This window comes from Specibacter sp. AOP5-B1-6 (assembly GCF_052376555.1).
Lineage (GTDB): Bacteria > Actinomycetota > Actinomycetes > Actinomycetales > Micrococcaceae > Specibacter.
Window position 1 is genome coordinate 1 of sequence record NZ_JBQSVT010000005.1, and the last position, 24,532, is coordinate 24,532.

Genomic DNA, 24,532 nt, shown 5'->3' on the forward strand with positions numbered 1-24,532 from the left:
CGGGGTCGGGTCTGGCTCTGGTTCCGGTCCGGGGTCCAGAGGAACCCCGTCGGCAGCCGGGTCCACTGGCGCGAACCACGGACCCTGAGCATCACCAGACACGACCACACCAGCCCCTGCAGCGCTAGGCGCACCAGAGGCGGTGGTGGCGGCATTGTTGGTGCCGGCGGTATTGGTGGTGTTGGGTTGGGTGGGGGCGTAGATCTGGTTTTCGGCCATGGACTGGTTCAGCAGCAGGGCCGCGGCGACATCAGCCCTGAGCTGGGTCAGGGTCCTCTCCTCGTGAGGTCCCTGGGCTGCCTGGGCAGTCAGGGTGCATTGAGCCCAGATAGCTTCCACGGTCGGTGCTGGTGCATACAGGCTCAACCACGACATCCCGTCCCGGGCACGAGAGACACCCAACCGCCGCTGGCTATACTCCCGCCGCGTCTTGGGCGTGATCGTTTCCGGGTAGAACCGTTCACGGCGGCGCCGGGCCTTCTCCCGGAAACTCGGCAGAGTGGCGCCGGCAGCTTTGCCGAGCAAGACCTGCTCAAAAGCATCAACAGTTTCCTGCGCCAGGCCGGCTTCACGCAGCAGACTCGTTTCTCCGGCGATGATGACCGCGTAGTCCCACCCCAACTCGCCACCGCTCAAACCCTCCATCGTGGCCGGCAAATAGTTCACGAGCGTGCCAGCGTGCAAAATCAACTGCCCCGCCACGCCCTCGGAGACCGACAAGATCCCGGCCAAGTCAGCCCGCATCGACATCAGCGAGATATCGTACTGCCAGGAATCAACAGCAAGAATACCGCCCTCAAGAACGGCCGTGGACTCCAGACGGGCAATCAACACAGCCGCCAACGCAGCGCACTGATTCTGATGCTTATGCAACGCCGCGATCGCGTCCGTGCAACCATCCATCAACGCCCGCGCCCCCTCCAAACGGGACTCCACAACACCAGCAGCAGATGGTCCAGCAACAGGGGAATGAAGAGCGTCAGACCCGGCGCCAGTACCGGCGGGGACAGCAGTAGCGGGGTCAACGGCTTCTGGAGCGGTGGGCTGAGCAGTGTCAGCAGAGCGGCCACGGGGGCCGCAGTGGCGGGGATCGGGAACCGGCAGGTCAGGCAACCCGGCCATCGCAGCAATGTCAGTGCCAAGGGGTTCAATGGAAGGAAGAGCAAGTCCAGCAATCAGGTCCGCCACACTCACTGTGGTGGATGAACCATCCCGGCCAACCGGGAAATTCACTGAACTACCCATACCACAATCATATCTCAAATGTGTGGAAAGCAACACTAGTATCCACAACTACCTAAAAATATTTCCTAGCCCCCCACGGCCCTGCTTCCTGTCCATAATCGTCCAAATCACGCACGAACCTCCTCAGCGAACAGCCGCTGGACCTGTTTGATCCAAGACGAACAGAGGGGGCCAGAAATGCGTCGCGAACCACGGGTTTCCGGGAGCCCAGCACACGCTGGTCGGTCTCTTGCGCCTCCCGTAGTTGCCACAGACGATATGCACGTCGAGCTCACCGGGGCTTGCTTGCCGATCTTGCTCAGTAGCTTCTTGAGCTCCACGGACCGGCGCACCCGTACGGCGCACGGGAACGGTGCACACGTACGGCGCGGGAGAAAGAGTGGAGGCATTCACACCCCAGCCAGCGACGTTCAATGCCGCGAACAGGTTTGTCGCGCCGCGCCTCGCCGTGCCATGCCGGTCATCGTCATGGCTGCGCTTCTCGAACATGCCAAGCATGCCCGGCCTCAGGGGCCGCTGCTGGGCGTAGCAAGGTGCCCCGGGCACCCCGGGCACCAGCAGGCAATTTAGGGCTGGTCCTGGCCCCGGCGGCGCAGATAGCGCTCAAATTCCTTGGCGATGGATTCACCCGTCGCTTCGGGCAGTTCGGCCGTATCCTTGGCTTCCTCCAGCTGCTGCACGTAGGCGGCAATTTCAGCATCCTCGGAGGCAAGGTCGTTCACGCCGCGCTCCCACGCCTGTGCGTCGTCGGCCAGTTCAACTGTTGACAGCGGCACGTGCAGGAAATCCTCGATGCGGTTCAGCAGCGCCAGTTCAGCCTTGGGGGAGGGCGCCTGCGCCACGTAATGAGGCACCGCCGCCCACAATGAAATGGTGGGCAAGCCGGCCAACAGGGACAGTTCGTTCAAGACACCAACAATGCCAATGGGCCCCTCGTACTGGGAGGACTCAAGGTTCAAGCGCGAGCTCAGCTCGTCGTCGTCGCACGTTGCAGTGACGGGAATGGGCCGTGAATGGGGAACGTCGGCAAGCAGCGCCCCGACCAGCACCACATAGTTGACATTGAGCGCGGCCGCCTTGGCCAGCAACTCCGCAGTGTAGGCACGCCAGCGGTAGGAAGGCTCAATGCCGTGGACCAGGACCACGTCAATGTTGGTGCCCGGAATGCTGGCCTTGGCAATCTTGGTCACCGGCCACTTGATTTTGCGCCCACCGGTGGAGGTGAGCCGGACTTCCGGGCGGGTGAACTGGAAATCGTAGTATTCATCCGGCTCAATGACGGCGACCCTCTTCGCGCCCCACAGCTCGTGCAGGTACTTGAGCGCGTCGCTGGCAGCCTCGCCGGCATCGTTCCAACCCTCAAAGGCTGCCAGCATGACCGTCACGCGGTCTTCGCCGGGAGCAGGTTGCAGCAACCGTCCGAGATCGCCTGACGGTTGGCCTGATTCGCCATTATTGATTGTGCTCACCGTTCCAGCCTACGGCGACAAGACAGTTCAGGCACTACGCACCACGCACAGCCATTCTTGAAAACAGTTCCACCGCGCACGCCACGTAGACTGAAGGCATGCTTTTACCGACTGCCGCCGACGCGCCCGAGGCGACCAACACTGCACCCACCCTCAAAGCCGTCCTTTGGGACATGGACGGGACACTTGTTGACACCGAGCCCTATTGGATCGCCGCCGAAATTGACCTGGTAACCGCTCACGGCGGACATTGGGACGAAGAAAAGGCCATGGCCATGGTCGGGAATGCGCTGACCACCACGGCCGCCATCCTCCAGGACGCCGGCGTGCAGCTTTCCGTGCGTGAAATCATCGACCACCTCTCCCACTCCGTGATTGCCGGCATCCGCAAGGCACTGCCGTGGCGTCCGGGCGCCCGTGAACTGCTCGCCGAGCTGCACGGCCGCGGCGTGCGCTGCGCCCTTGTCACCATGAGCGAGCGCAATCTGGCCAGCGAAGTCGTCAAGGCCCTGGATGAGGAGTACTTTGAATTCCTGATCACCGGAGATGAAGTGGCCAATGGAAAACCTCACCCCGAGCCATACCTGAAGGCCATTGAGCGCCTCCGCGAGTCCGATCCCAGCCTCACCGCAGCCGATTGTGCCGCCCTGGAGGATTCAATTCCCGGTGTTGCGTCCGCCGTCGCGTCCGGGGTCGCCACCATTGCCATCCCGCATGCCGTCCCGCTGCCCGAGGATTCCCGGCACGCAACCTGGCCTACGTTGGCTGGAATGACGTACGACGACGTCACGGCAGCTTTGGCCTCCCACGCCGCCTCCGCCGGAGCTGCTTTGTGAGCGGTTCCGCTGGCGGCACCAAGACGCGCCGGGAAGGTCTGGTCCTTGGCTCGGTTCGGGGAACACCCATCATTTTGGCCAATTCCTGGTTCTTGATCGCCGCCGTCACCGTTGTCATCTTTGGCCCGCAGCTGCAGAACATCTATCCGTCGCTTGGCGCGGGAGCCTACCTGGTCGCCTTCGCCTATGCGCTGCTGTTGCTTTTCTCGGTGCTCATCCACGAACTCGCCCATGCCGTGGCCGCCAAGATGTACGGCTGGCCCACCCACAAGATCGTGCTGAACCTGTGGGGCGGCCACACTGAATTTGATTTCAGCAAGGCAACACCCGGCAAGGCACTTGTCGTCGCATTTGCCGGTCCCATTGCCAACTTCGTGCTGGCCGGGCTCGGCTGGCTGGTCAAATTGGGACTGCCGGAAGCCGCCACGGCGGGACCCGTGTCCCTTGGCACAGCCATAGCCATCCTGCTGACCAACATCTTCATCTGGGCCAACCTGCTCATTGGCGTGTTCAACGTGCTGCCCGGCCTGCCCCTCGACGGCGGACGCCTCGTTGAGTCCATCGTCTGGAAAGCCACCGGCAGCCAGGAAAAAGGCACCGTCGCCGCCGGTTGGGCCGGACGCATCATCGTGGTTGTCATCGTTGCCGTGGTGCTGGCAGTGCCCTACATTCGCGGCACCCAACCCGACTTGACCACGACGCTCATCGTGGTCGTGCTGGCCGGCTTCCTGTGGATGGGAGCCTCCGCGTCAATCAAGGGGGCCTCCATCCGCCTGCGCCTGCCGGCCATCACCGCCGGCTCACTGGCGGTTCCGGCCGTGAGCGCCTCGCAGCAGTGCACAGTGGCCCAGCTCTGGACCCTGCGCGGGGAATACCCCAGCGAACCCATCGTGCTCTTTGGCGCTGACGGCAGGCCTGCCGCCGTCGTTGATGAACACGCCCTGGCGCACGTGCCGCCGGAAGCTGCAGGCACAACCCCTGCCACGGCAGTGGCGCGGTCATTGTCCGGGGGCGCCTACGTTCCCGACACCGCGGCAGGAGCTGAATTGGTGTCCTATCTGGCCCAGCTGCCGGACACCGAGTATGCCGTGATCAATCGGGACGGCAAGATCACCGGCCTGCTCAGCCAGGCCAAGGTTGTTGCCGCCATCACCGGCAAGCCGATTTCTTGACGCACGCCGAGGCCCCGCCCCACACCGAACCGGACAACGCACACCACGAACACACCAGCAGCACAGCAGATTTTGCGAGTACCAACACGACAGGACCCACCGATGAACCAGCACGACACAATTGACGCACCGGACGCCCGGGGCGTGGCAGCATCCCCAGGGGCGGCCGCATCTCCAGCTGCGGCCGCATCCGGGGATGCGGCAAGCAGCCAGGGGGCTGCACCCCATGGTGCAAGCGCACGCCGCGGTCCGTTCCGCGCCGGAGAACGCGTGCAGCTGACGGACGAGCGCGGCCGCATGAACACGATCACCTTGACGCCGGGCACCGCCTACCACACGCACAAGGGCTTCCTTAATCACGACCTGCTGATTGGTTCCCCCGAGGGTTCCATGGTTGAAAGCAACGTTGGCCAGCAGTACCAGGCGCTGCGTCCGCTGCTGTCTGACTTTGTGCTGTCCATGCCGCGCGGCGCTGCCGTTGTGTACCCGAAGGACGCCGGGCAGATCATCACCATGGGTGACATTTATCCGGGTGCCCGCGTTGTTGAAGCCGGTGTTGGCTCCGGCGCCCTCTCCATCTCGCTGCTGCGGGCAGTGGGCGACAGTGGCTACCTGCACTCCTTTGAGCGCAGGGAAGAGTTTGCCGACATTGCCCGCGGCAACGTTGAGACAATCTTCGGCGGCCCGCACCCGGCCTGGAAGATCTCCCTCGGCGACTTTCAGGACCAGGTGGTGGAACAGGAAGCCCCCGGCAGCATCGACCGCGTTGTCCTTGACATGCTTGCCCCCTGGGAGTGCCTCGACGCCGTGGCAACCGTCCTGGCCCCGGGCGGCGTGTGGATCAACTACGTTGCCACCGTCACCCAGCTTTCGCGTACAGCCGAGGCCATCCGCGCCGACGGCCGTTTCACCGAGCCCGACGCCTGGGAGTCAATGGTGCGCGGCTGGCACCTTGAAGGCCTCGCAGTCCGCCCGGACCACCGCATGGTCGCCCACACCGGTTTCCTGATGGTGACCCGCCGGCTGGCCGACGGCGTGACGGGCATGTCCCCGAAGCGCCGCGCCTCCAAGACAGACTTTGCGCAGGCTGACCTCGATGCCTGGACCCCGGCAGCCGTGGGGGAGCGTGCCGTTTCCGACAAGAAGCTGCGCCGCGCTGCCAGGGATGCCTCATCCACGGTCCAGACGAAGCGGACCAAGAGCAAGTCAACAGAAGAAGGAACCGGCACGGAAACCGGGCCTGAAACTGGCACCGACGCGCAATAGCACTAAAATCAGCTGTACTGGCCGGACACGGCTGCGGAAGGATCGATGGTCATGAGCGACGCACCCCACTCCACCCCGGAAAACCCTGCCCAGGGCACAGCCGCACCAGGCTCGGCCGGTGCCGGTTATTCAACCGGCACCGGCCAGCAGGCCGTGCTTGAACGCCAGCTGAATGTGCTCCGTGACAAGGCACGCAACCTTGACCGGCAGCTTGCCTCGGCCACACAGAACAACTCCAAGCTTGTTGCCATGCTGGAGACGGCCAAGTCCGAGATCATGAAGCTGCGCTCGGCCTTGGAGAACGACGGCGAGCCGCCCTACAGTTTCGGCACCATCCTGGCGATCAACCTGCCGGTGCAGTCGTCCGGGACCAGTTCGGCACTGGCCCATGAAAGCCTGGACATTTATGCGTCGGGCCGGAAGATGCGCGTCGGGATCAGCCCGCTGCTGCGCATGAACGAACTCACGGTGGGCCAGGAAGTCCTGCTCAATGAGGCATTCACGGTCATCGCAGGACTTGGATATGAGCGCGTCGGCGAACTTGTCACCGTCAAGGAGCTCCTGGGCACAAGCCGCGTCCTGGTGATCGGCCGCGCAGACGAGGAACGTGTTGTGCGCCTGGCGGGGGTCTTGCAGGGCGGTGCCGTCAAGGTCGGTGATGCGCTCACACTTGACGGGCGCACAGGCTATGCCCTGGAGAAAATTCCCCGTTCCGAGGTGGAAAACCTGATCCTTGAAGAAGTTCCGGACATCTCCTACTCTGACATCGGCGGCCTGACCTCACAGATTGAGCAGATTCGCGACGCCGTCGAACTTCCCTTCCTGCACCCCGACCTGTACCGCGAACACGGGCTGAAGGCACCCAAGGGCATCCTGCTCTACGGCCCTCCCGGTTGCGGCAAGACGCTCATCGCCAAGGCGGTCGCCAACTCACTGGCCAAACGGGCCCGGGAACGCTCCGGCGTGAAGGACCAAAAAAGCTACTTCCTGAACATCAAGGGCCCCGAGCTGCTTGACAAGTACGTGGGTGAAACCGAACGCCAAATCCGGCTCATTTTCATCCGGGCGAGAGAAAAGGCCTCGGATGGCAGCGCCGTCGTCGTCTTCTTTGACGAGATGGATTCCTTGTTCCGCACCCGCGGCACGGGCGTATCCTCCGATGTGGAAACAACCATCGTGCCGCAACTGCTCAGCGAGATTGACGGCGTCGAACGCCTTGACAACGTCATTGTCATTGGTGCCTCCAACCGTGAGGACATGATTGATCCTGCCATCCTGCGCCCCGGCAGGCTTGATGTGAAGGTGAAAATCCAGCGCCCCGATGCCGAAGCCGCGGCCGACATCTTTGCCAAGTACGTCACCACCACCCTGCCGTTCCACGCGGACGACCTGGCCGCCAACAACGGCAGCCCGCAGGAAACCGTGGACGCCATGGTCCAGCGCACGGTTGAGGCCATGTACGCCACGGACAAGGCCAACGAATTTCTGGAGGTCACCTACGCCAACGGGGACACCGAGATGCTGTACTTCAAGGACTTCAACTCCGGCGCCGTCATCCAGAATGTTGTTGACCGGGCCAAGAAATACGCCATCAAGGACCTCCTGACAAGTGGCGAAAAGGGCATCAGGATCGAACACATGCTCCGGGCCGTCGTGGACGAATTCCGTGAGCACGAAGACATGCCCAACACCACCAACCCCGACGACTGGGCCCGAATCTCGGGCAAAAAAGGTGAACGAATCACCTACATCCGCACCATCGTGCAGAGCAAGGAAGGCCAGGTGCCGGGCAAGACGCTGGAAACGCTGCCCAACACGGGGCAGTACCTGTGAGTGTTGTCCGGGTCATGGGTGCTGAAACCGAATACGGCATTCATGCGCCCGGGGGAGGCGGCTTCAACGCAACCTGGCTGTCAACCCAGGTCGTGCACGCTTATTCACGGCAAACAAGCCATCGTGCGGCTGCAGGCGGGGAAACCCGCTGGGACTATACCGACGAGGACCCGCTGGCCGATGCCCGCGGGTGGTCGATGCCCCGGAGCGCCGCCCACCCCAGCCAGCTCACCGATTCGGAGCACGAGCTGACGGCCGCCCAGATTGCGCTCGAGGGCGGGGAAAGCGGCGATGCCAGCATTCCCCTGATGATGAACATGGTGCTGGGCAACGGGGCACGCCTTTACGTTGACCATGCCCACCCGGAATATTCATCGCCCGAGGTGACCAATCCGCTCGACGCGGTCCGCTGGGACGCCGCTGGAGACCTGGTGGCGCTGGCCGCCGTGCGCAGGATCGCCGACACGCCGGGGGTGCCCGGAATCAACCTCTACAAGAACAACACCGACAACAAGGCAGTGTCGTACGGCAGCCATGAGAACTACCTGATGCCGCGTTCGGTGCCGTTCAACAACATCGTCACGGGATTGACACCGTTCTTTGTCACCCGCGCCATCATGTGCGGTGCGGGCAGGGTGGGCATCGGCCAGGACGGCTCGGGGGTTGGCTTTCAGATCAGCCAGCGTGCCGACTTCTTCGAGGCCCAGGTGGGTTTGGAAACAACCATCCGCCGGCCCATCATCAACACCCGGGACGAACCGCATGCTGTCGCCGACAAGTACCGCCGCCTCCATGTGATCATTGGAGATGCAAACCTCAGCCAGGTCTCCAATTACCTCAAGTTCGGCACGACGGCCCTTGTGCTGGACATGATCGAACACGGTTCGGCTCCCGAACTGGAATTTGCCGACCCCGTAGCGTCGCTGCGAGACATCAGCCATGACTGGCAGTTGCAGCAAACCCATGAGCTGGCCGACGGCAGCCGCGTCAGCGCCCTTGACGTGCAGTGGCGCTACCTTACCGCTGCCCGGACCCACTGTGCAGCCAACGGCTCAAGCGACCCGGAGACCGGCGACGGCCACACAGCTGCCGTTCTGGCCAAATGGGAAGAAGTCCTGACCGCCCTGGGCAACGACCCCATGAGCCTTGCCGGGCAATTGGAATGGGTGGCCAAGCTCCAGCTGCTGCAGCAGTACAAGGCCCGGGACAACATGGCCTGGGACGACCCCCGGCTGGGACTCATCGACCTGCAGTGGTCGGACATCCGCCCCGAGAAGGGCCTGTACTACAAGCTCCTCCAACGCGGCCGCATGCAGCGGGTCGTCACCGACGAATCGATTGCCGCGGCAGTCCAGCAGCCGCCAACGGACACGCGGGCGTATTTCCGGGGCCGGTGCATCCAGGAATTTGGTGCCCATGTGGTGGGTGCCAGCTGGGATTCGGTCATCTTCGAGCTGCCCACCCTGCGACGGCTCCAGCGGGTGTCCACCAAGGAGCCGCTGCGGGGCACGGAGCAGCTGACCCGGACATTATTTGCGGAACACACTGGGCTGCAAGAATTCCTTGCCGCACTCTTGGCCGACGTTCACTAGCTGCCTGCCGGACCATCCGGGCAGCCACCACAGGGCAACCCACGCGCCAAGCACCGTGTGGCCATTGCTCCCATCGCCCGATATATTTGTTGTCACCATCACCAATATTGGGGGAATCCATGAGCATTAAAATCACTTCTCTGTCATCATCTGCTTCACGCGGGAGGTCACGTGCTGCTGCACGACCGTCGGCGTTTCTGTCGATCGGCGCTGCAGCCATCCTCGCCCTGAGCGCCTGCAGCGGCCCCGCCCCAGCCACCGACGGAAGCCAGACCGAACAAAATTCTGCCGACGAATCCGCTGCGCAGAAGCCAGCGGACCAGGGAGAGCCCACGGCAGCCGAAGCCAAGGAATTCACGGAACCTGAGCTGACCGCCATTCTGACCGGGCTCAAGGACGCCAACGGTGCCGCGTTGACCGTGATACCGGCCGAAGAGTTTGCCAAAACGCAGGAACTGTCGAAGTCGGCGGTGGCTGATGTCGCCATCACACCTGAAGAGTGCCGCGCATTCGCCAGTTCGAATACGGAACTGCTCGATGGCAGCGTCCATGTTAGCGGGATGTGGACCGCCGACGCTGCCACCGGCTCGGGGACAGCAGTGACGCTCCTGTCAGCCAAGCCGGAGCTGCTCTTGGAAACGCTGGACCGCGCCTCAGACCAGGACGGCGCCTGCTCCACATTCAGCATGGAGATTGCGGGCCAGACGGTGGACACCACCATGAAGGACATCGCGGTGGATACCGCCGCCGACTCGGAAAACGCCAGGATCATCACCCAGAACATGCCCGGTGGCCAGGTCACCAAAACAGTCTCGGTGCAAGCCCTGCACGGCGGTCTGCTCGTCTCAGTGGTCAAGCTGGGCACCGACACCGAGGAAGCGTCAGCCGCCGAGCTGGCCACGATCGTGGATCAGGTTCTGGCGGCTTCCTAAACCTGAATCTTCCCGCGGCAGCCTCTTCAAGGCCGTCACATCGTTACCACGGCCCGCTGGCTGCCGCATTCCCGGCGGGTCCGTGGCAGGATGGAAGCAGGCACACAACCAAGTGCCCGGCACTTAGCGTAAGAAGGATGCATCATGGCTTCTCAGGAACAGAAAAACGTTTCCCAACGCACCGAAGAAGAACCCGTCGACGAGCTTCCCGCGCCCACGCCGGCACCGGATTCGGCGGCCGCCCAGGCTGCCACCACCGGTGTCGATGACCTGCTGGATGAAATTGACGGCGTGCTGGAAGTCAACGCCGAGGAATTTGTCCGCGGGTTTGTCCAAAAGGGCGGACAGTAGGACCCCATGGCTGCCCACAGCAGGAGTGAGTTTCCAGCGCTGGAAGGTGCGGGCTCCTCGTCGTCGTTCCTTGACCATGTGAGCCGCAGCAATCCGGGCCTGCTGCCCTTCGGCCAATCCCTGCCGGCGGGAGCCATGCCGGCGACCCCGCACGGCACCACCATCGTGGCGCTGACGTTCAAGGGCGGGGTGCTCATGGCGGGGGACCGTCGCGCCACCATGGGCTCCATGATCGCCAACCGGCACATTGAAAAAGTGTTCCCGGCAGACCGATATTCGGTGCTGGGCATTGCTGGCACGGCCGGCATTGCGATCGACATTGTGCGCTTGTTCCAGGTTGAACTTGAGCATTACGAAAAGATTGAAGGCACGCTGCTGAGCCTCGAGGGCAAGGCCAACCGGCTGGGCGCCATGATCCGCGCCAACCTGCCCATGGCCCTGCAGGGCCTGTCCGTGGTGCCGTTGTTTGCCGGGCTCGAGGCGGGGGAGGAAGCTGGCAGGCTGTTCTCCTACGATGTCACCGGCGGCCGCTATGAGGAGCTGGAACACCACAGTGTCGGTTCCGGCTCCGTGTTTGCCCGCGGTGCGCTGAAGAAGTTGTGGCGGCCGGAGCTCTCCCTCGACGAGGCCGTCGCCGTGGGCGTTGAGGCGCTCATTGACGCGTCCGACGACGACTCCGCCACCGGCGGGCCGGACCTGGTGCGTCGGCTGTGGCCGGTGGTTTACGTGGTGACGGACGACGGCGCCGCCAGGGTTGGCCAGGAAACGTTGGCTGCCGTGGTGGAAGCCATTGTCGCGCTTCGGACCATAGAGCGCAGGGAGGCGTAGCATGGCGCAGCAATTTTATGTTTCCCCCGAACAAGTCATGAAGGACCGGGCGGACTTCGCCCGCAAGGGAATTGCCCGCGGCAAGTCGGTTGTGGTGCTCAGCTGTCTTGACGGCATGGCCCTGGTGGCCGAAAATCCGTCGCCCATGCTGCACAAGATCGGTGAGATCTATGACCGGATAGCCTTTGCGGCCGTGGGCAAATACAACGAATTTGAGAGCCTGCGCCAGGCCGGCGTGCGCTACGCGGATGTGCGCGGCTATTCCTACGACCGGGTTGACGTCACGGCCCGCGGCCTGGCCAGCGTGTACGCGCAAAGCCTCGGCACGGTGTTCACAGCCGAACAAAAACCGTTCGAGGTTGAACTGGCGGTGGCCGAGGTGGGGGAGCGCCAGGGTGAAGACCACATCTTCCGGCTGAACTTTGACGGCTCAATCGCCGACGAGTCCGGTTTCCTGGCCATGGGTGGCAAGGCCGACCTGGTGCAGGCCGAACTTGAAAAATTGTGGACGGCCGGGGCAAGTCTGGGGCAGGCCCTGCGCTGCGCCGTCACCGCCTTGGAGGCTCCGCGCCTTGCCGCAGCGGCAGCCGGTACGGGCCCGGCAGCCCCCTTGACTTCGGAGACCCTGGAAGTGGCGGTGCTTGACCGCAACGCGTCACGGGCCGGGGGCTCGCACCGGGCGTTCAGGCGGCTCACCGCAGCCGACGTCGCCGCACAGCTGGACCCGAACTGACAAGCCGACGGCACGCCCGGGCAGCCACGGCAAGACGTGGCAAAAGCAGTATCTGAAGAGCACCTGTTCAAGCACAAACAACTGAGGAGACGTACCTGGTGGACCGGCGGATATTTGGCATTGAAACCGAGTTTGGCGTGACATATTCAGCGCCCGGCTCTCGGCCGCTGTCTCCAGAAGAAGTCGCCAGGTACCTCTTTCGCAAGGTCGTGAGCTGGGGGCGCTCCTCGAACGTCTTCCTGCCCAACGGCTCCCGCCTGTACCTGGACGTTGGCTCGCACCCGGAATATGCCACGGCCGAATGCGACAGCATCGCCCAGCTCATTGCCCACGACAGGGCCGGCGAAACAATCCTGCACGAACTCGTCCAGGAGGCGCAGTCACGGCTGGAGCTGGACGGCTATCCGGGCAAGATCTTCCTGTTCAAAAACAACGTGGATTCCGCCGGCAACTCCTATGGCAGCCACGAGAATTACCTGATCACCCGCAAGGGCGAATTCAACCGGCTCGCCGACATCCTCATCCCCTTCCTCGTCACCAGGCAGCTGTTCGCCGGGGCCGGCAAGGTGCTCCCGGCCCAACAAGGCGGAAAGTTTGCTTTCTCCCAGCGGGCCGACCACATCTGGGAGGGCGTGTCCTCAGCCACCACACGGTCACGGCCCATCATCAACACCCGTGACGAACCGCATGCCGACGCGGAACTGTACCGCCGCCTGCACGTCATTGTGGGCGATTCCAACATGTCGGAAACCACCACCATGCTCAAGGTGGGAACCGTGGACTTGATCCTGCGCATGGTGGAGGCCGGAACCATCATGTCCGACATGCGCCTGGAGAACCCTATCCGCAGCATTCGCGAGATCTCCCACGACATCACCGGCAAGCACCCGCTGAAGATGGCCGACGGACGCACCATGACCGCCATCGACATCCAGCGGCACTATTTGGAGAAGGTGAGCGGATTTGTGCGCTCCCACGGCGCCCACCACGACCTTGTGCCGCGCATCCTGGAGCTGTGGGAACGCACCCTGAATGCCGTTGAATCGGAAAATTATTCCAGCATTGACACTGAAATTGACTGGGCCATCAAAGCCAAGCTGCTGGGCGCGTACGCCGAACGGCACAACGTGGACTGGGGTTCGCCTGAAGTTGCCCAGCTCGACCTGCGCTACCACGACATTTCGCCGGAACGGGGACTGTTCAACATGCTGGAACGGCGTGGGGCGGCGGCCAAGCTGGTCACGGCCGAAGACATCGCAACAGCGACGGAGACGGCACCGCCCTCAACCCGCGCCCATCTGCGCGGCAAGTTCGTCACAGCGGCACGGGACTCCGGCCGCGACTACACCGTTGACTGGGTGCACCTGAAACTCAATGACCGCTCCCACCAGACCATCCTGTGCAAGGACCCGTTCAAGAACGACGACGACCGTGTGGACGCGCTGATTGCCTCCCTGCGCGGTGAATACTAAGCCCGGCCGGAACCGGCCCGGGAAAGCCCGGGAAACCAGACTGCTATGGCTCTTCCGTGGGCGAATCAGCCGTTCACACACGCCGAGAATGGCCCAAAGTCGCACGTCTCTGAGCCTGATTCGTCGAGAATGGTTCAAGCTCGCGAGAAGGGCGTAACTTCGATGCGTTCTCGCGGCTCCGGGTCGTTCTCGGCGAAGCCCACACCCTTCGGCTTGAGGGTCTCAAAGCTCGGCTGTGTAGCCATCCACGACGAAAGTGCCACAAAAGCCGGAGAATCACTCCACCCTTTTTCATGGCCGATCGCAACCCCGCAAGCAGGTTTTGTCCAGCTTCAGCAGTTAGGCTGATTACGGCCCAAAGCTGACAAGCCAGGATTGGGCCCCGCATTCTTGAAAGTATCTGCTGCGGGGCTGCCACGACAGCCCGCCCGGCACCGCCCCAATGTTCCCGCCAAAGAAAGAGTCTCTGTGCGCCGACTTCTTGCCCTGCTTCTTCCCCTGCTGCTACTTGTGACAGCCTGTTCATCGGGATCGTCAGATCCAGCTGCCTCGGACGCCCCCGGTTCGTCCGTCTCCGTCCCACCGGCCAATGCCGAGGCCCTGGCCTCCGTCAAGGTCGATGACCAGGGCAAGGGCAAGGCCCCCAAGGTCACCTTTGACAAGCCTTTGGCCATCAAAGCTGAATCGATGCGCATCGTAACCGATGGCGATGGCGCACAGGTCGCCGGCGGCCAAGCAGTTGCCATCCGTGAAATTGCACTGGACACAACAAGCGGAGAAACAGTGGGTGAGAACTTCACCAAGGATGCTGGCGGAACACTTGAACTGAACGATTCGTTCAAAACGCAATTCCCGCTGGTTTATGAAACCTTCACCAACGCCAAGGTGGGCGCCTACATCTCCTACGGCACCCCAGGCAAAGCCGCTGTCGCCGGCTCCACAGAAGCACCTGCACAGGACGCACAGCCCTCAAACTTGAGCGTCTTCCAGGTGGTCTCCGCCAAGGAAGCCCCGCCCGCCCCGAAGCTCATGAGCGCCGATGAAACGGCCGAACTGGAGAAGGCTGGAAAGCTGCCTGTAGCCAAGCTCGACGCCAAGGGCGTTCCGAGCATTACAATTCCCAAGAACGACGCACCTGCACATCTCGCCGTCCAGGTCCTCACTGAGGGTACCGGCGACGAAGTCACTGCCAATGACACAATCTCGGCCCTGTACACCGGTTGGACCTGGTCCGACAGCAAGCAGTTCGATTCCGCCTACGAGCGCGGCGAGGCCGCAACATTCGGCCTCCAAGGCGTAATCCCGGGCTGGACCATGGGCCTTGCCGGCCAGAAGGTTGGCTCCACGGTGCTGCTGACGATCCCTTCGGCGCTAGCCTACGGCGACCAGGCAGCTGCCCAGGGCAAACCTGAAGGTCCACTCGTATTTGTTGTTAAGATTGAATCGAAGAAGTAACCAACCACAAGGAGAACCATGTCTTTTGGAACCCGCAACTTTGACCGCAGCAAGCCCGAAATCGACTTCCCGGAACACGCAGTTCCCACCGAACTCTTGATTGAAGACTTGATCGTTGGCGACGGCACCGAGGTTGTTCCCGGCAACACGGTGTCAACACACTACGTCGGCGTCGCTTTCTCCACCGGGGAAGAGTTTGACTCCTCCTGGGGCCGCGGCACGCCGCTGGAATTCAAGGCCGGCATCGGCCAGGTCATCCAGGGCTGGGACCAGGGCCTGATCGGGATGAAGGTCGGCGGCCGCCGCCGCCTGGAAATCCCCTCCGAACTGGCCTACGGTTCACGCGGCGCCGCCGGCGCCATTGCCCCCAACGAGGCCTTGATTTTTGTTGTTGACCTCGTGGGCGTGCGCTGACAAACGCCACACTCTGCACCACCCCGTTCCGGCCGCCAAGCACACTCTTGGCGGCCGGAACTCTTTAATCTGCGGGCGTGCCAGCTGGCAGGAGTGCGCCTCTAGTCCACGTCACAGTCACGCACCCATGGCGGCAAGTTGCCCTACCGGCTAGTACTGTGGGCCATGTGTCCACAAAAATTGATGCCACTGAACGCCTGTTGAACCTCGTGATCGCCCTGCTTGGAACCCGTCGGGGCCACAGCAAGAGCTATCTTCGGGACCACGTCAACGGCTATCTGGGAGCCGCAGCCACCGCCGCCGAGGCGGCCAAAATCAACGCGTCCTTTGAACGCATGTTTGAGCGGGACAAGAAGACCCTGCTGGACCTTGGCATCCCCATCCGACAATCGGAGGAGCAGGGAACCGACGCGTACGACCAGGTGCTGTACCGCATCAATCCCGACGAGTACCGCGTTCCCGCTGTCCGCCTTGACGAATCGGCCATGACGCTGGTTTCCATTGCCGCCGGCCTGTGGGCTGAGGCCACGCTTGGCGCAGCAGCACAGTCGGCGCTGCGCAAGATCGCCACGCGTGCCGGGACCGGCTGGTATGAGGACGACACGACTGCCCAGTCGCGCATCCGCACCGCCGAGCCCTCCTTTGAGCCGCTGTGGACGGCCCTGCGCAACCACCATCCGGTCAGCTTCAACTACCGCGGGGCCGGGTCGGAGGAGAGCACTCTGCGTACCGTCCAGCCGTGGGGCTTGGGCAACAAGTACGGGCAGTGGTATCTCGCAGCCTTCGATGTGGACAAGGCCCAGGAACGCAACTTCCGGCTCTCCCGCATCACCTCCGACGTTCAGGTCCACGCGCTGGAAACCTTCGAACGCCCCACAGATTTCACCATCTCCACGGTGCTCACCAGCTTGGGCACCGGCATCCCGCACACGGCAACCATCGCCGTGCCGGCAGGGGCGGCCAACTGGCTGCGCAGCCGCAGCGGTACAACCCCGGTCACGGATTCCAGCTGGCTGCGGGACGGTTGGGACGTCTTGCACGTCACCTACCGTGAACCCGAGTTGATGGCCGACGACGTTGCAGCCCTGGGTGCCATGGGACAGGTTTTGGATCCTCCCGAGCTTCGCGAAGCCGTTGCCGGGCGGTTGCGCCGCGCTGCAACGGCTGCTGCATCAGCGCCGGGTCCTTTGGATTGGTCCACCACCCTGGCGCCGCCCCCGGCCAGGAAAAGGGATTCCCGGGACAGGTTGATCCGGCTTTTGTCGATGGTGCCATATCTGGTGGCGAACCCGGGTGTGTCGGAGGCCGAGGTTCTGGCCGAATTCAGCATCGGCGCCAAGGAGTGGGCCAAGGACAAGGACACGCTCAACGTCACGGGCCTGCCCGGCTACTTCCATGGCGACCTCATGGACGTGACAACAGAGGCCGGCCAGGTGTTCATCAGGGATGCCGAAACACTGTCCGGGCCGCTGCGCCTGACCCAGGAAGAAGCCTGTTCCGTCCTTGTCGGGCTGCAGGCACTCACCGCCATCCCGGGCACCCAACAAGCCGAAAATCTGGGCCGGGCCATCGAGTCAGTGGGCGCCGTGGCGGGGAACGACGCCTGGCTGGCCGACGCCGTCGGACTTCACCTGATCTCCGGCCAGGAGATGGACACCATTGCCGCCCTGCAGGAAGCGATCGACAACGGCAGGGCCGCCGCCATCACCTACCTGGTCCGTTCCCGGGACGAGTTGAGTGAACGCGTTGTTGAGCCCCGCCGCCTGTTCTCCATGGATTCCGCCTGGTACCTGCGTGCCTGGTGCCGCCGGGCCGGGGGACTGCGCAGCTTCCGTGTCGACCACATCAAGGAACTTTCCGACGCCGGCGTGCAGGTACACGCGACTGCGACGGCCGTGTCGTGGGATCCAGCCGCCGGGATTTACGATCCAGGCAGTGACGACGTCACTGTCCAGCTGGTGGCCGATGCAACCACCGCGCAGCGCCTGGGACCCGCCTACAACGCCGGGCTGTTCGACCTTGCCGGCGCTGGGCCTGAGTCCGGGCCTCAGGGCGAGGCTGCCGACGACGCTGGTTTCTCGGGTGGCGACTCTCTCGGTGGCGCTGCCTTTGCCGGCGGCGCTGTCGGGCTGCGGCTGCTTGTGGGGGAGACAGCGACGCTGGCCCCGCTCATGGCCCGGCTCGGCGGACACGCCAGGGTGGCCGCCCCGGAGGAGCTTCGCGCAGCTGCAGCTGCCTGGCTGGCGGACGCCGCCGAAAGCTATGACACGGCCGGATCTGACGCTGCCGGGCATGGCGCTGCACGCCAAGACGCGGCAGGCAATGACGCTGTGGGCGAAAACACCCCGGCCCCTCCCAGTCAGGACGGATAGACTTAAAAAATGCCTTGGTGGTCCTGGATTCTAATTTGGTTGGCGCTCGTTGCGCTGGCCCTGCTCTTCATTGCCTTTTTGGGCTTCAAGCTCTGGCGGGGCGCCACGGCAACGGTGCGAACATTCAGCGACGTCTCCGCCGAGCGCAGCGCCTACTGGGATGCCAGCATGCAAAAAGCCGCTGTGGAGCACGTCACAAAACCGCGGACGGTGGTTCCCGGCAGCGCCGTTTTTGCAACCCCTGAAAAAATGAAGGATGATTACCTAGCTGCCAAAGAAGAACGGCGTTTCGCCCGTCTTCAGCGGCGCGTCGCCCGCAGGAAAGAACGCGGACAGCTCCAATCCTTGCGCGACATCGAAGCATTACACGACGTAGGATGAACCAAAAGGAAAGGCGTTACCGTGGGAAGACTTTTTGAGAGCCCCTGGGCTATCACCATCATCATCATTGTTGTTCTCTTGCTCTTTGCAGCACCGAAGCTCCCGGGCATGGCCCGCAGCCTTGGCCAGTCCATGCGGATCATCAAGTCCGAGGTCAAGGAAATGAAGAACGACGGCAAGGACGAGACCCCTTCGACCCCGCCGGCTGCTCCGACGACACCCGCAGCACCGACAACGGCTGCCGCCCCTGAGGCGCCGTTTGAGGGCAAGATCGTCAACAACCCAACACAGGGCAACGCTTCGGGCGAGGGTACCGGAACCGGTACCGGCGCTCAGTCATAGAAACCGAGACGGAACCGGTGGGCGCCACAAAAGGCCGTAAAGCCAACCCAGAAGGGCGGATGCCGCTCAAGGCCCACCTGATTGAGGCCCGAAACCGGCTGTTCAAGAGTGCGCTGGCGATGATCCCGGGCATCATTCTCGGCTGGATCATCTATGACCCGCTGCTCACTGCTCTGACGCAGCCTCTTCGCGACATCAGTGAAGAACGCGACATTGTGGCGACCTTGAATTTTCCGGGTGTTACGAGCTCCTTTGATTTGAAGATTCAGATCACGTTGCTCTTAGGCCTGATCATTGCCTCACCGGTGTGGATCTACCAGCTGTGGGCGTTCATCACTCCCGGGCTGACCAAGAAGGAACGGCGATACTCGCTGTCCTATATGTTTGCCTCGGTTCCGCTGTTCCTGGCTGGTATTTATGCAGGTTGGTTGGTCTGGCCCAATATCGTGAAGGCGTTGACCTCATTTACCCCTGCGGGTAGTGAGTCTGCGAACATTATTGGGGCCCTTGAGTACCTGCAGTTTGCCATGCAGCTGATGCTGTTTATGGGGGTAGCCTTCTTGGTTCCCGTATTGCTCGTTGCGCTCAATGCCGTAGGCATTGTGCGAGGCAAGACCTATCTCAAGGCCTGGCGTTTCACCATTCTCGGTGTCACGATCGTCTCGGCCATGGCGGCACCGGGTTCCGACGTCATGAGTATGTTCTTCCTGGGTGCACCGCTGTTGGTGCTCTACTTCGGCGCAATTGGCTTGTGCATTCTCAACGACAAGCGCCGTGACCGCCGGGATGCCAAAAAAGCCAAGGCATCAGACGTCACAGCGGATGTCGCGACGCCGTCGAAGGATCTTGAAATCCTCTGATCTTTGCGTCTTCCGTACCGACACCGGCTTGGGCCAAGTGAGGCCCAGGCTGACGTAGGCTTGAGGCATGCCGAACTCTGATATGCCAAGTCCTTCCGAACGCTACCTGGCAGCCAAACAGCGGTCCGTGGATGCAGGAACCGACTTTGGTGACTTCAAGGCCGGCCTGAATTTCGAGTTGGATGATTTTCAAGACACCGCGTGCCGGGCCGTGCTGGCCGGCCGCGGTGTTTTGGTTGCCGCCCCCACCGGGGCCGGCAAGACGATTGTTGGCGAATTTGCCGTTCATCTGGCACTCACTCGTGGACACAAGGCGTTTTACACCACGCCCATCAAGGCCCTGAGCAATCAAAAATTCCAGGAACTGGCCGCCAAATACGGTGCGGCTAATGTGGGCCTGCTGACAGGCGACACGAGCTATAACTCGGAAGCCCCTGTGGTGGTCATGACCACCGAGGTGCTGCGCAACATGCTGTACGCCGACTCGGACACACTCACCGGCCTGTCCTATGTGGTCATGGACGAGGTCCACTACCTGGCCGACCGCTTCCGCGGCGCAGTCTGGGAAGAAGTGATCATCCACCTGCCCAGCGAGGTTTCCGTCATCTCGCTGAGCGCCACAGTCTCCAACGCCGAGGAGTTTGGCGCCTGGCTGGGCACTGTCAGGGGGGATACAGCCGTCGTGGTTTCCGAACACAGGCCCGTGCCGCTGTGGCAGCACGTCATGGTGCGGCGCGATTTGGTTGACTTGTTTGCCGAAAACGTCCCGTTCGACGAGATCGCCGCGACGGTTCCTGCCGACAAGGTCGCCGCAACCAGGCCTGAGAGCGCCGGCCCGGCTGCCAACAATGGCGCCGGGACCGGTGCCAAAACACCCAAGATCAACCCCGAACTGCTGAAGCTGGCGCGCAGCGAATCCGTCAGCACCGGCCACGGCAGCAGCCACGGCCGGCGCGGTTCCGGGGGTTCCCGCGGCCGCGGCTACCAGAACAATCCCCCTCAAGAGCGTGGAGGCCAGCGTGGCGACTCCCCGCGCCGGAGCTATCAGGGCGGCGGCTTCCAAGGTGGGGGTCACGGCGGCAGCCCCGGCTGGGCCAGGGCTGCCTCCCGCCCCCAGGTCATCCGCGCCCTTGAAAGCCAGGACCTGCTGCCGGCCATCACCTTCATCTTCTCCCGCGCAGCCTGCGACGCCGCCGTGCAGCAATGTGCTGCCGCCGGGCTGTGGCTGACGACGCCGGAGGAACAAGCTGAGATCGCCCGCCGCGTGGACACCGCCTGTGCCGAGCTGCCCGACGCCGACAAGGACATCCTTGGCTTTTGGGGCTGGCGCGACGGCCTGCTGCGCGGACTGGCCGCCCACCACGCGGGCATGCTGCCAAGTTTCAAGGAAGTTGTCGAGGACTTGTTCGTCAACGGACTGGTCCGTGCGGTCTTCGCCACGGAGACGCTGGCCCTGGGCATCAACATGCCTGCCCGCACTGTGGTTCTGGAAAAGCTGGAGAAATACAACGGCGAAGCCCACGTTGGCATCACAGCGGGGGAGTACACCCAGCTGACAGGCCGTGCCGGCCGGCGCGGCATCGACGTCGAGGGCCACGCAGTTGTGCTGTGGCAGCCGGGCACCGACCCCGCCGCCGTAGGTGGGCTGGCTTCCAAGCGCACCTATCCGCTGAACTCAAGTTTCCGCCCCACCTACAACATGAGCATCAACCTCGTGGCCCAGTTCGGCCGTGCCCGCACACGGGACATTCTGGAATCCTCCTTTGCCCAGTTCCAGGCCGACCGTTCAGTGGTTGACCTGGCCCGGCAGGTCCGCTCCCGGGAAGAATCCCTGGCCGGCTACGAAAAGTCCATGAGCTGCCACCTCGGCGACTTCAGCGAGTACACCAAGCTTCGCCGCGAACTCTCCGACCACGAGTCGGGTGCCTCTAAATCCAAGGCAAAGCAGCGGCGCAATGCCGTTGTGGCGTCGGTCGCCAATCTTCGTGCCGGCGACGTGATCATGGTGCCGGGCGGACGCAACGCCGGTTACGCCGTCGTGCTTGATGCAGATGCCAACGCCCGCAGTCCGCGCCCAGGGGTGCTCGGCCTGGACAAGGAGTACCGCCGGCTGAGCCTGCATGACCTGACCGGCCCGGTGGAGGCCCTGGCCCAGGTGCGGGTGGCCAAGGGCTTCAATCCAAAAGTGCCCAAGGACAAGCGGAACCTGCTGGCGGCGGTCGAGGCCAGGCTCGCCGACAACTCCGGCCAGCGCCCCCACCGTTCGGCGGCGTTCAAGCACCGCGACGAGGACCTGCCTGCGCTCGAGGACGACGCGATCGCCACGCTGCGCAGGAAGCTGCGCGCCCACCCCTGCCATGGCTGCAGCGACAGGGAGGACCACGCACGGTGGTCCGAGCGCTGGTGGAAGCTGCGCAAGGAGACCGACGGCATTGTCAGGGCCATCCAGGCGCGCACAAACACCATTGCACGGACCTTCGACCGGGTCATCGACCTGCTGGCGGGCTACGGTTTTGTGGTCGCGGACGACGCCGGGAACCTGCGTCCCAGTAATGACGGCCAGCGGTTGCGGCGCGTCTACGGCGAGAAGGACCTGCTCATCGCCCTGGCGCTGCGGCAAGGATCCTTTGGCGACCTGGACGCCGCCGAGCTGGCCGCCTTTGTCACGACGCTGGTGTACCAGTCCAAGCGCGACGCCGAGGGGGCCAGGCCGCGGATGCCCAGTGTCAGCCTGGAACAGGCCGTCGAAGACGTGATCGTGCTGTGGTCCCGCCTGCAGGATGACGAGGAGTCCCACAGGCTGCCATTGACAAGCGAACCCGAGCTTGGCCTGGTCTGGCCCATGTACAAGTGGGCCGGGGGCCGGAGCCTGCAGGAATCACTGCACGGCACCGACCTTGCCGCCGGCGACTTTGTACGCTGGACCAAGCAGGTCATCGACCTCTTGGGGCAGCTGGCACAGGTGCCCTCGCTGCCCGCGGAGTTTGCCCCCGTCTGCAGATCCGCCATGGACCTGGTGCGCCGCGGCGTGGTCGCCTACACCGCAGTGGTGGACTGAGCAGTGGCGGCCTAAGCGGTGGCGGCCTAGAGACCCTCGCTGACGTACGCGGTTTACTTGACGGCAATGCACTTGCCGACGATCCACTTGTTGTTGCACATTTTGTTGAAAGGACAGCTTTCCCATGTCATTGACCTTGTACCGTAACGGCTCTGTCTACAGCGCCGCCGACCCCTTCGCCACCGCCATGCTGGTTGACGGGGATGTGGTGGCCTGGGTGGGCTCCGAACATGCCGCCACGTCGCTGCTGGATTCACGCATGCGTGAAGTTGACCTGCAGGGCGCGCTGGTCGCGCCGGGATTCGTCGACTCCCATGTCCACGTCACCGAGACGGGCCTGGCACTTGAGTCGGTTGACCTGGCCGGGGCACGGTCCGCCGAGGAACTTCTGGACCTGGTTGCCGCCGGAGCCGCGGCCACCAACGGCCTGGTGCTGGGCCATGGCTGGGACAACTCGAGCTGGGCCAACCCCCGGTTGCCCGGTGCCGCCGAGCTGGAGCGGGCAGCCGCCGGACGTGAGGTGTATCTCGCCCGCGTGGACGTGCATTCAGGACTTGTGTCACCGGCCCTGGCACAGCGGTGCGGCCTTGACAGTCTCCCCGGCTGGGAGGGGGACGGACTTGTCAGCGGAGCCGCCCATGCCACCGCAAGGGACGCGGCGCGTTCCCTGACGCCTGCACGGCGCGGCCAGGCACAGCAGCGGGCACTGCGCCACGCAGCCGCCAACGGCTATGTTGCCCTCGCCGAGATGAGCGCGCCGCATGTGGGCTCTCCCGACGATTTGGCAGCATTGATGGCGTTGACGGCAACGGAAGGTGCCGGCCTCCCGGAAATCCTGCCATATTGGGGCCAACTGGTCTCCAGCGCCGACGAAGCACGGGAGGTGCTGGCCCGGCTGTCGGGGGTGGGCGTCAACCTGCTGGGCCTGGCCGGGGACATTAACATCGACGGCTCACTGGGCTCCCGCTCAGCCTTGCTGCGCCAGCCCTACAACGACGCCAACACCAGCGGCAGCGCCCAACTCACGGTTGATCAGGTGGCCAACCATTTCGCCGCCACGTCCGAGCTGGGCCTGACCGGCGGGTTTCACGTCATTGGCGACGGTGCCATGGAGATTGCCGTTGCCGGCCTGGAACAAGCTGCCAGCCAAGTGGGCATCGATAAAATTCGTGCTGCCGGCCACCGCCTTGAGCACGCCGAAATGGTCGACGAGGCAGCCATGGCGGCGCTTGCCAAACACGCCGTCGGCGTATCCGTGCAGCCAGTCTTTGACGCGCTCTGGGGCGGGAGCGACGGCATGTACGCCCAACGGCTCGGCGCCGCACGCGCCCTGGAACTCAACCCCCTGGCCCGTTTCTACTCGGCAGGCGTGCCGCTGTTCTTTGGCTCGGACGCGCCCGTCACCCCGCTCAACCCGTGGGCCAGTGTGCGCGCAGCGCTGAACCACCACGAACCCAGCTCACGGATCTCGGCCCGGGCGGCTTTCATTGGCCACACCCGCGCCGGCTGGCGGGCTGCCAAATCCGAAAACCCGTTCCACGGTCAGTTGGGCCCCGGGGCACCAGCCAGCTTTGCCGTCTGGGACGTGGAAGCACTTATGGTGCAGGTCGCCGATGAAAGGGTCCAGTCCTGGTCGACCGACCCGCGGGCACGGACGCCGCTGTTGCCCGCACTGGACAGTGACAATGATCCCCGCTGCCTGCAAACGGTGCACTTGGGCCGCGAGTTGTACGCCAGCAACGACTTCCAGGCAGGTGCCGGGCAGGCCTGAATTCAGCACCTTTCCGGCCCAAAAGACGGCCCTCTCCGGCAGGTCATGGACCCCCGCAGATACCGCCCCTGACCTGCAACGATGCGCATCGTTGCAGGTCAGCACCGTGTTGACACCAGGACCATGGGCAATTAGTTTTAGGGGAGCGGA

At 63.6% G+C, this 24,532-nt stretch carries 20 protein-coding genes; 18 read left to right on the top strand and 2 right to left on the bottom strand.

Features of this window, described 5'->3' with window-relative positions:
- Nucleotides 1-924 (bottom strand): DUF222 domain-containing protein (locus ACT3TS_RS03480; protein ID WP_444530094.1); only part of this gene is annotated, 924 nt, incomplete at its 3' end.
- 887 nt (nucleotides 925-1,811) lie between these two features.
- Complete coding sequence (locus tag ACT3TS_RS03485; protein ID WP_444530095.1) at nucleotides 1,812-2,714, bottom strand: PAC2 family protein; 903 nt, start codon at nucleotides 2,712-2,714, stop codon at nucleotides 1,812-1,814.
- Nucleotides 2,715-2,812: 98 nt separating this feature from the next.
- On the opposite strand from ACT3TS_RS03485, the gene ACT3TS_RS03490 reads away from it, so the two are divergent.
- The 18 genes from ACT3TS_RS03490 to ACT3TS_RS03575 all read left to right on the top strand — a co-directional run bounded on the left by ACT3TS_RS03490 (nucleotide 2,813) and on the right by ACT3TS_RS03575 (nucleotide 24,382).
- Nucleotides 2,813-3,550, top strand: coding sequence for an HAD family hydrolase (locus tag ACT3TS_RS03490; RefSeq protein ID WP_444530096.1), 738 nt, complete (start codon nucleotides 2,813-2,815; stop codon nucleotides 3,548-3,550).
- On the top strand, nucleotides 3,547-4,722 hold the full coding sequence (locus ACT3TS_RS03495; RefSeq protein ID WP_444530097.1) for a site-2 protease family protein: 1,176 nt from the start codon (nucleotides 3,547-3,549) through the stop codon (nucleotides 4,720-4,722). The genes ACT3TS_RS03490 and ACT3TS_RS03495 overlap by 4 nt, the downstream gene beginning before the upstream one ends.
- Nucleotides 4,723-4,824: 102 nt before the next feature.
- Nucleotides 4,825-5,988 (top strand): tRNA (adenine-N1)-methyltransferase, encoded by a 1,164-nt coding sequence (locus ACT3TS_RS03500; protein WP_444530098.1) that lies wholly within the window; start codon nucleotides 4,825-4,827, stop codon nucleotides 5,986-5,988.
- 51 nt (nucleotides 5,989-6,039) lie between these two features.
- Complete coding sequence (arc, locus tag ACT3TS_RS03505) at nucleotides 6,040-7,821, top strand: proteasome ATPase (RefSeq protein ID WP_444530099.1); 1,782 nt, start codon at nucleotides 6,040-6,042, stop codon at nucleotides 7,819-7,821.
- A 14-nt stretch (nucleotides 7,822-7,835) separates the two neighbouring features.
- Nucleotides 7,836-9,413 (top strand): depupylase/deamidase Dop, encoded by a 1,578-nt coding sequence (dop, locus tag ACT3TS_RS03510; RefSeq protein ID WP_444530223.1) that lies wholly within the window; start codon nucleotides 7,836-7,838, stop codon nucleotides 9,411-9,413.
- A 119-nt stretch (nucleotides 9,414-9,532) separates the two neighbouring features.
- Nucleotides 9,533-10,345, top strand: a complete 813-nt coding sequence (locus tag ACT3TS_RS03515; protein WP_444530100.1) for a hypothetical protein — start codon at nucleotides 9,533-9,535, stop codon at nucleotides 10,343-10,345.
- Nucleotides 10,346-10,489: 144 nt separating this feature from the next.
- On the top strand, nucleotides 10,490-10,696 hold the full coding sequence (locus tag ACT3TS_RS03520; protein WP_444530101.1) for a ubiquitin-like protein Pup: 207 nt from the start codon (nucleotides 10,490-10,492) through the stop codon (nucleotides 10,694-10,696).
- A 6-nt stretch (nucleotides 10,697-10,702) separates the two neighbouring features.
- On the top strand, nucleotides 10,703-11,524 hold the full coding sequence (gene prcB, locus ACT3TS_RS03525; RefSeq protein WP_444530102.1) for a proteasome subunit beta: 822 nt from the start codon (nucleotides 10,703-10,705) through the stop codon (nucleotides 11,522-11,524).
- A gap of 1 nt (nucleotide 11,525) precedes the next feature.
- Entirely contained in the window at nucleotides 11,526-12,257 is a 732-nt protein-coding gene (gene prcA, locus ACT3TS_RS03530) for a proteasome subunit alpha (protein ID WP_444530103.1), read from the top strand.
- A 98-nt stretch (nucleotides 12,258-12,355) separates the two neighbouring features.
- Nucleotides 12,356-13,729 carry a Pup--protein ligase gene (pafA, locus tag ACT3TS_RS03535; protein ID WP_444530104.1) on the top strand — a complete coding sequence of 458 codons (1,374 nt, stop codon included), beginning with the start codon at nucleotides 12,356-12,358 and terminating at the stop codon, nucleotides 13,727-13,729.
- A 468-nt stretch (nucleotides 13,730-14,197) separates the two neighbouring features.
- Nucleotides 14,198-15,184, top strand: coding sequence for an FKBP-type peptidyl-prolyl cis-trans isomerase (locus ACT3TS_RS03540; RefSeq protein WP_444530105.1), 987 nt, complete (start codon nucleotides 14,198-14,200; stop codon nucleotides 15,182-15,184).
- Nucleotides 15,185-15,202: 18 nt separating this feature from the next.
- Nucleotides 15,203-15,598, top strand: coding sequence for an FKBP-type peptidyl-prolyl cis-trans isomerase (locus tag ACT3TS_RS03545; RefSeq protein WP_444530106.1), 396 nt, complete (start codon nucleotides 15,203-15,205; stop codon nucleotides 15,596-15,598).
- 167 nt (nucleotides 15,599-15,765) lie between these two features.
- The gene (locus ACT3TS_RS03550; RefSeq protein WP_444530107.1) at nucleotides 15,766-17,970 is read left to right on the top strand and encodes a WYL domain-containing protein; all 2,205 of its coding nucleotides are present in this window, start codon (nucleotides 15,766-15,768) and stop codon (nucleotides 17,968-17,970) included.
- 9 nt (nucleotides 17,971-17,979) lie between these two features.
- On the top strand, nucleotides 17,980-18,351 hold the full coding sequence (locus ACT3TS_RS03555; RefSeq protein WP_444530108.1) for a hypothetical protein: 372 nt from the start codon (nucleotides 17,980-17,982) through the stop codon (nucleotides 18,349-18,351).
- A gap of 21 nt (nucleotides 18,352-18,372) precedes the next feature.
- Nucleotides 18,373-18,693, top strand: a complete 321-nt coding sequence (tatA, locus tag ACT3TS_RS03560) for a Sec-independent protein translocase subunit TatA (RefSeq protein ID WP_444530109.1) — start codon at nucleotides 18,373-18,375, stop codon at nucleotides 18,691-18,693.
- Between the two features lie 17 nt (nucleotides 18,694-18,710).
- On the top strand, nucleotides 18,711-19,553 hold the full coding sequence (gene tatC / locus ACT3TS_RS03565; RefSeq protein WP_444530110.1) for a twin-arginine translocase subunit TatC: 843 nt from the start codon (nucleotides 18,711-18,713) through the stop codon (nucleotides 19,551-19,553).
- Nucleotides 19,554-19,620: 67 nt separating this feature from the next.
- Nucleotides 19,621-22,611, top strand: a complete 2,991-nt coding sequence (locus ACT3TS_RS03570) for a DEAD/DEAH box helicase (protein ID WP_444530111.1) — start codon at nucleotides 19,621-19,623, stop codon at nucleotides 22,609-22,611.
- Nucleotides 22,612-22,735: 124 nt separating this feature from the next.
- Nucleotides 22,736-24,382, top strand: a complete 1,647-nt coding sequence (locus ACT3TS_RS03575; protein ID WP_444530112.1) for an amidohydrolase — start codon at nucleotides 22,736-22,738, stop codon at nucleotides 24,380-24,382.
- The last annotated feature ends 150 nt before the right edge of the window (nucleotides 24,383-24,532 follow it).

Excerpts from the sequence above, each read along its gene's own strand:
- ACT3TS_RS03490 (WP_444530096.1), top strand. The coding sequence starts at position 2,813 with ATGCTTTTACCGACTGCCGCCGACGCGCCCGAGGCGACCAACACTGCA.
- ACT3TS_RS03500 (WP_444530098.1), top strand. The coding sequence starts at position 4,825 with ATGAACCAGCACGACACAATTGACGCACCGGACGCCCGGGGCGTGGCA.
- arc (WP_444530099.1), top strand. The coding sequence starts at position 6,040 with ATGAGCGACGCACCCCACTCCACCCCGGAAAACCCTGCCCAGGGCACA.
- dop (WP_444530223.1), top strand. The coding sequence starts at position 7,836 with ATGGGTGCTGAAACCGAATACGGCATTCATGCGCCCGGGGGAGGCGGC.
- ACT3TS_RS03515 (WP_444530100.1), top strand. The coding sequence starts at position 9,533 with ATGAGCATTAAAATCACTTCTCTGTCATCATCTGCTTCACGCGGGAGG.
- ACT3TS_RS03520 (WP_444530101.1), top strand. The coding sequence starts at position 10,490 with ATGGCTTCTCAGGAACAGAAAAACGTTTCCCAACGCACCGAAGAAGAA.
- prcB (WP_444530102.1), top strand. The coding sequence starts at position 10,703 with ATGGCTGCCCACAGCAGGAGTGAGTTTCCAGCGCTGGAAGGTGCGGGC.
- prcA (WP_444530103.1), top strand. The coding sequence starts at position 11,526 with ATGGCGCAGCAATTTTATGTTTCCCCCGAACAAGTCATGAAGGACCGG.
- ACT3TS_RS03545 (WP_444530106.1), top strand. The coding sequence starts at position 15,203 with ATGTCTTTTGGAACCCGCAACTTTGACCGCAGCAAGCCCGAAATCGAC.
- ACT3TS_RS03555 (WP_444530108.1), top strand. The coding sequence starts at position 17,980 with ATGCCTTGGTGGTCCTGGATTCTAATTTGGTTGGCGCTCGTTGCGCTG.
- ACT3TS_RS03570 (WP_444530111.1), top strand. The coding sequence starts at position 19,621 with ATGCCGAACTCTGATATGCCAAGTCCTTCCGAACGCTACCTGGCAGCC.
- ACT3TS_RS03575 (WP_444530112.1), top strand. The coding sequence starts at position 22,736 with ATGTCATTGACCTTGTACCGTAACGGCTCTGTCTACAGCGCCGCCGAC.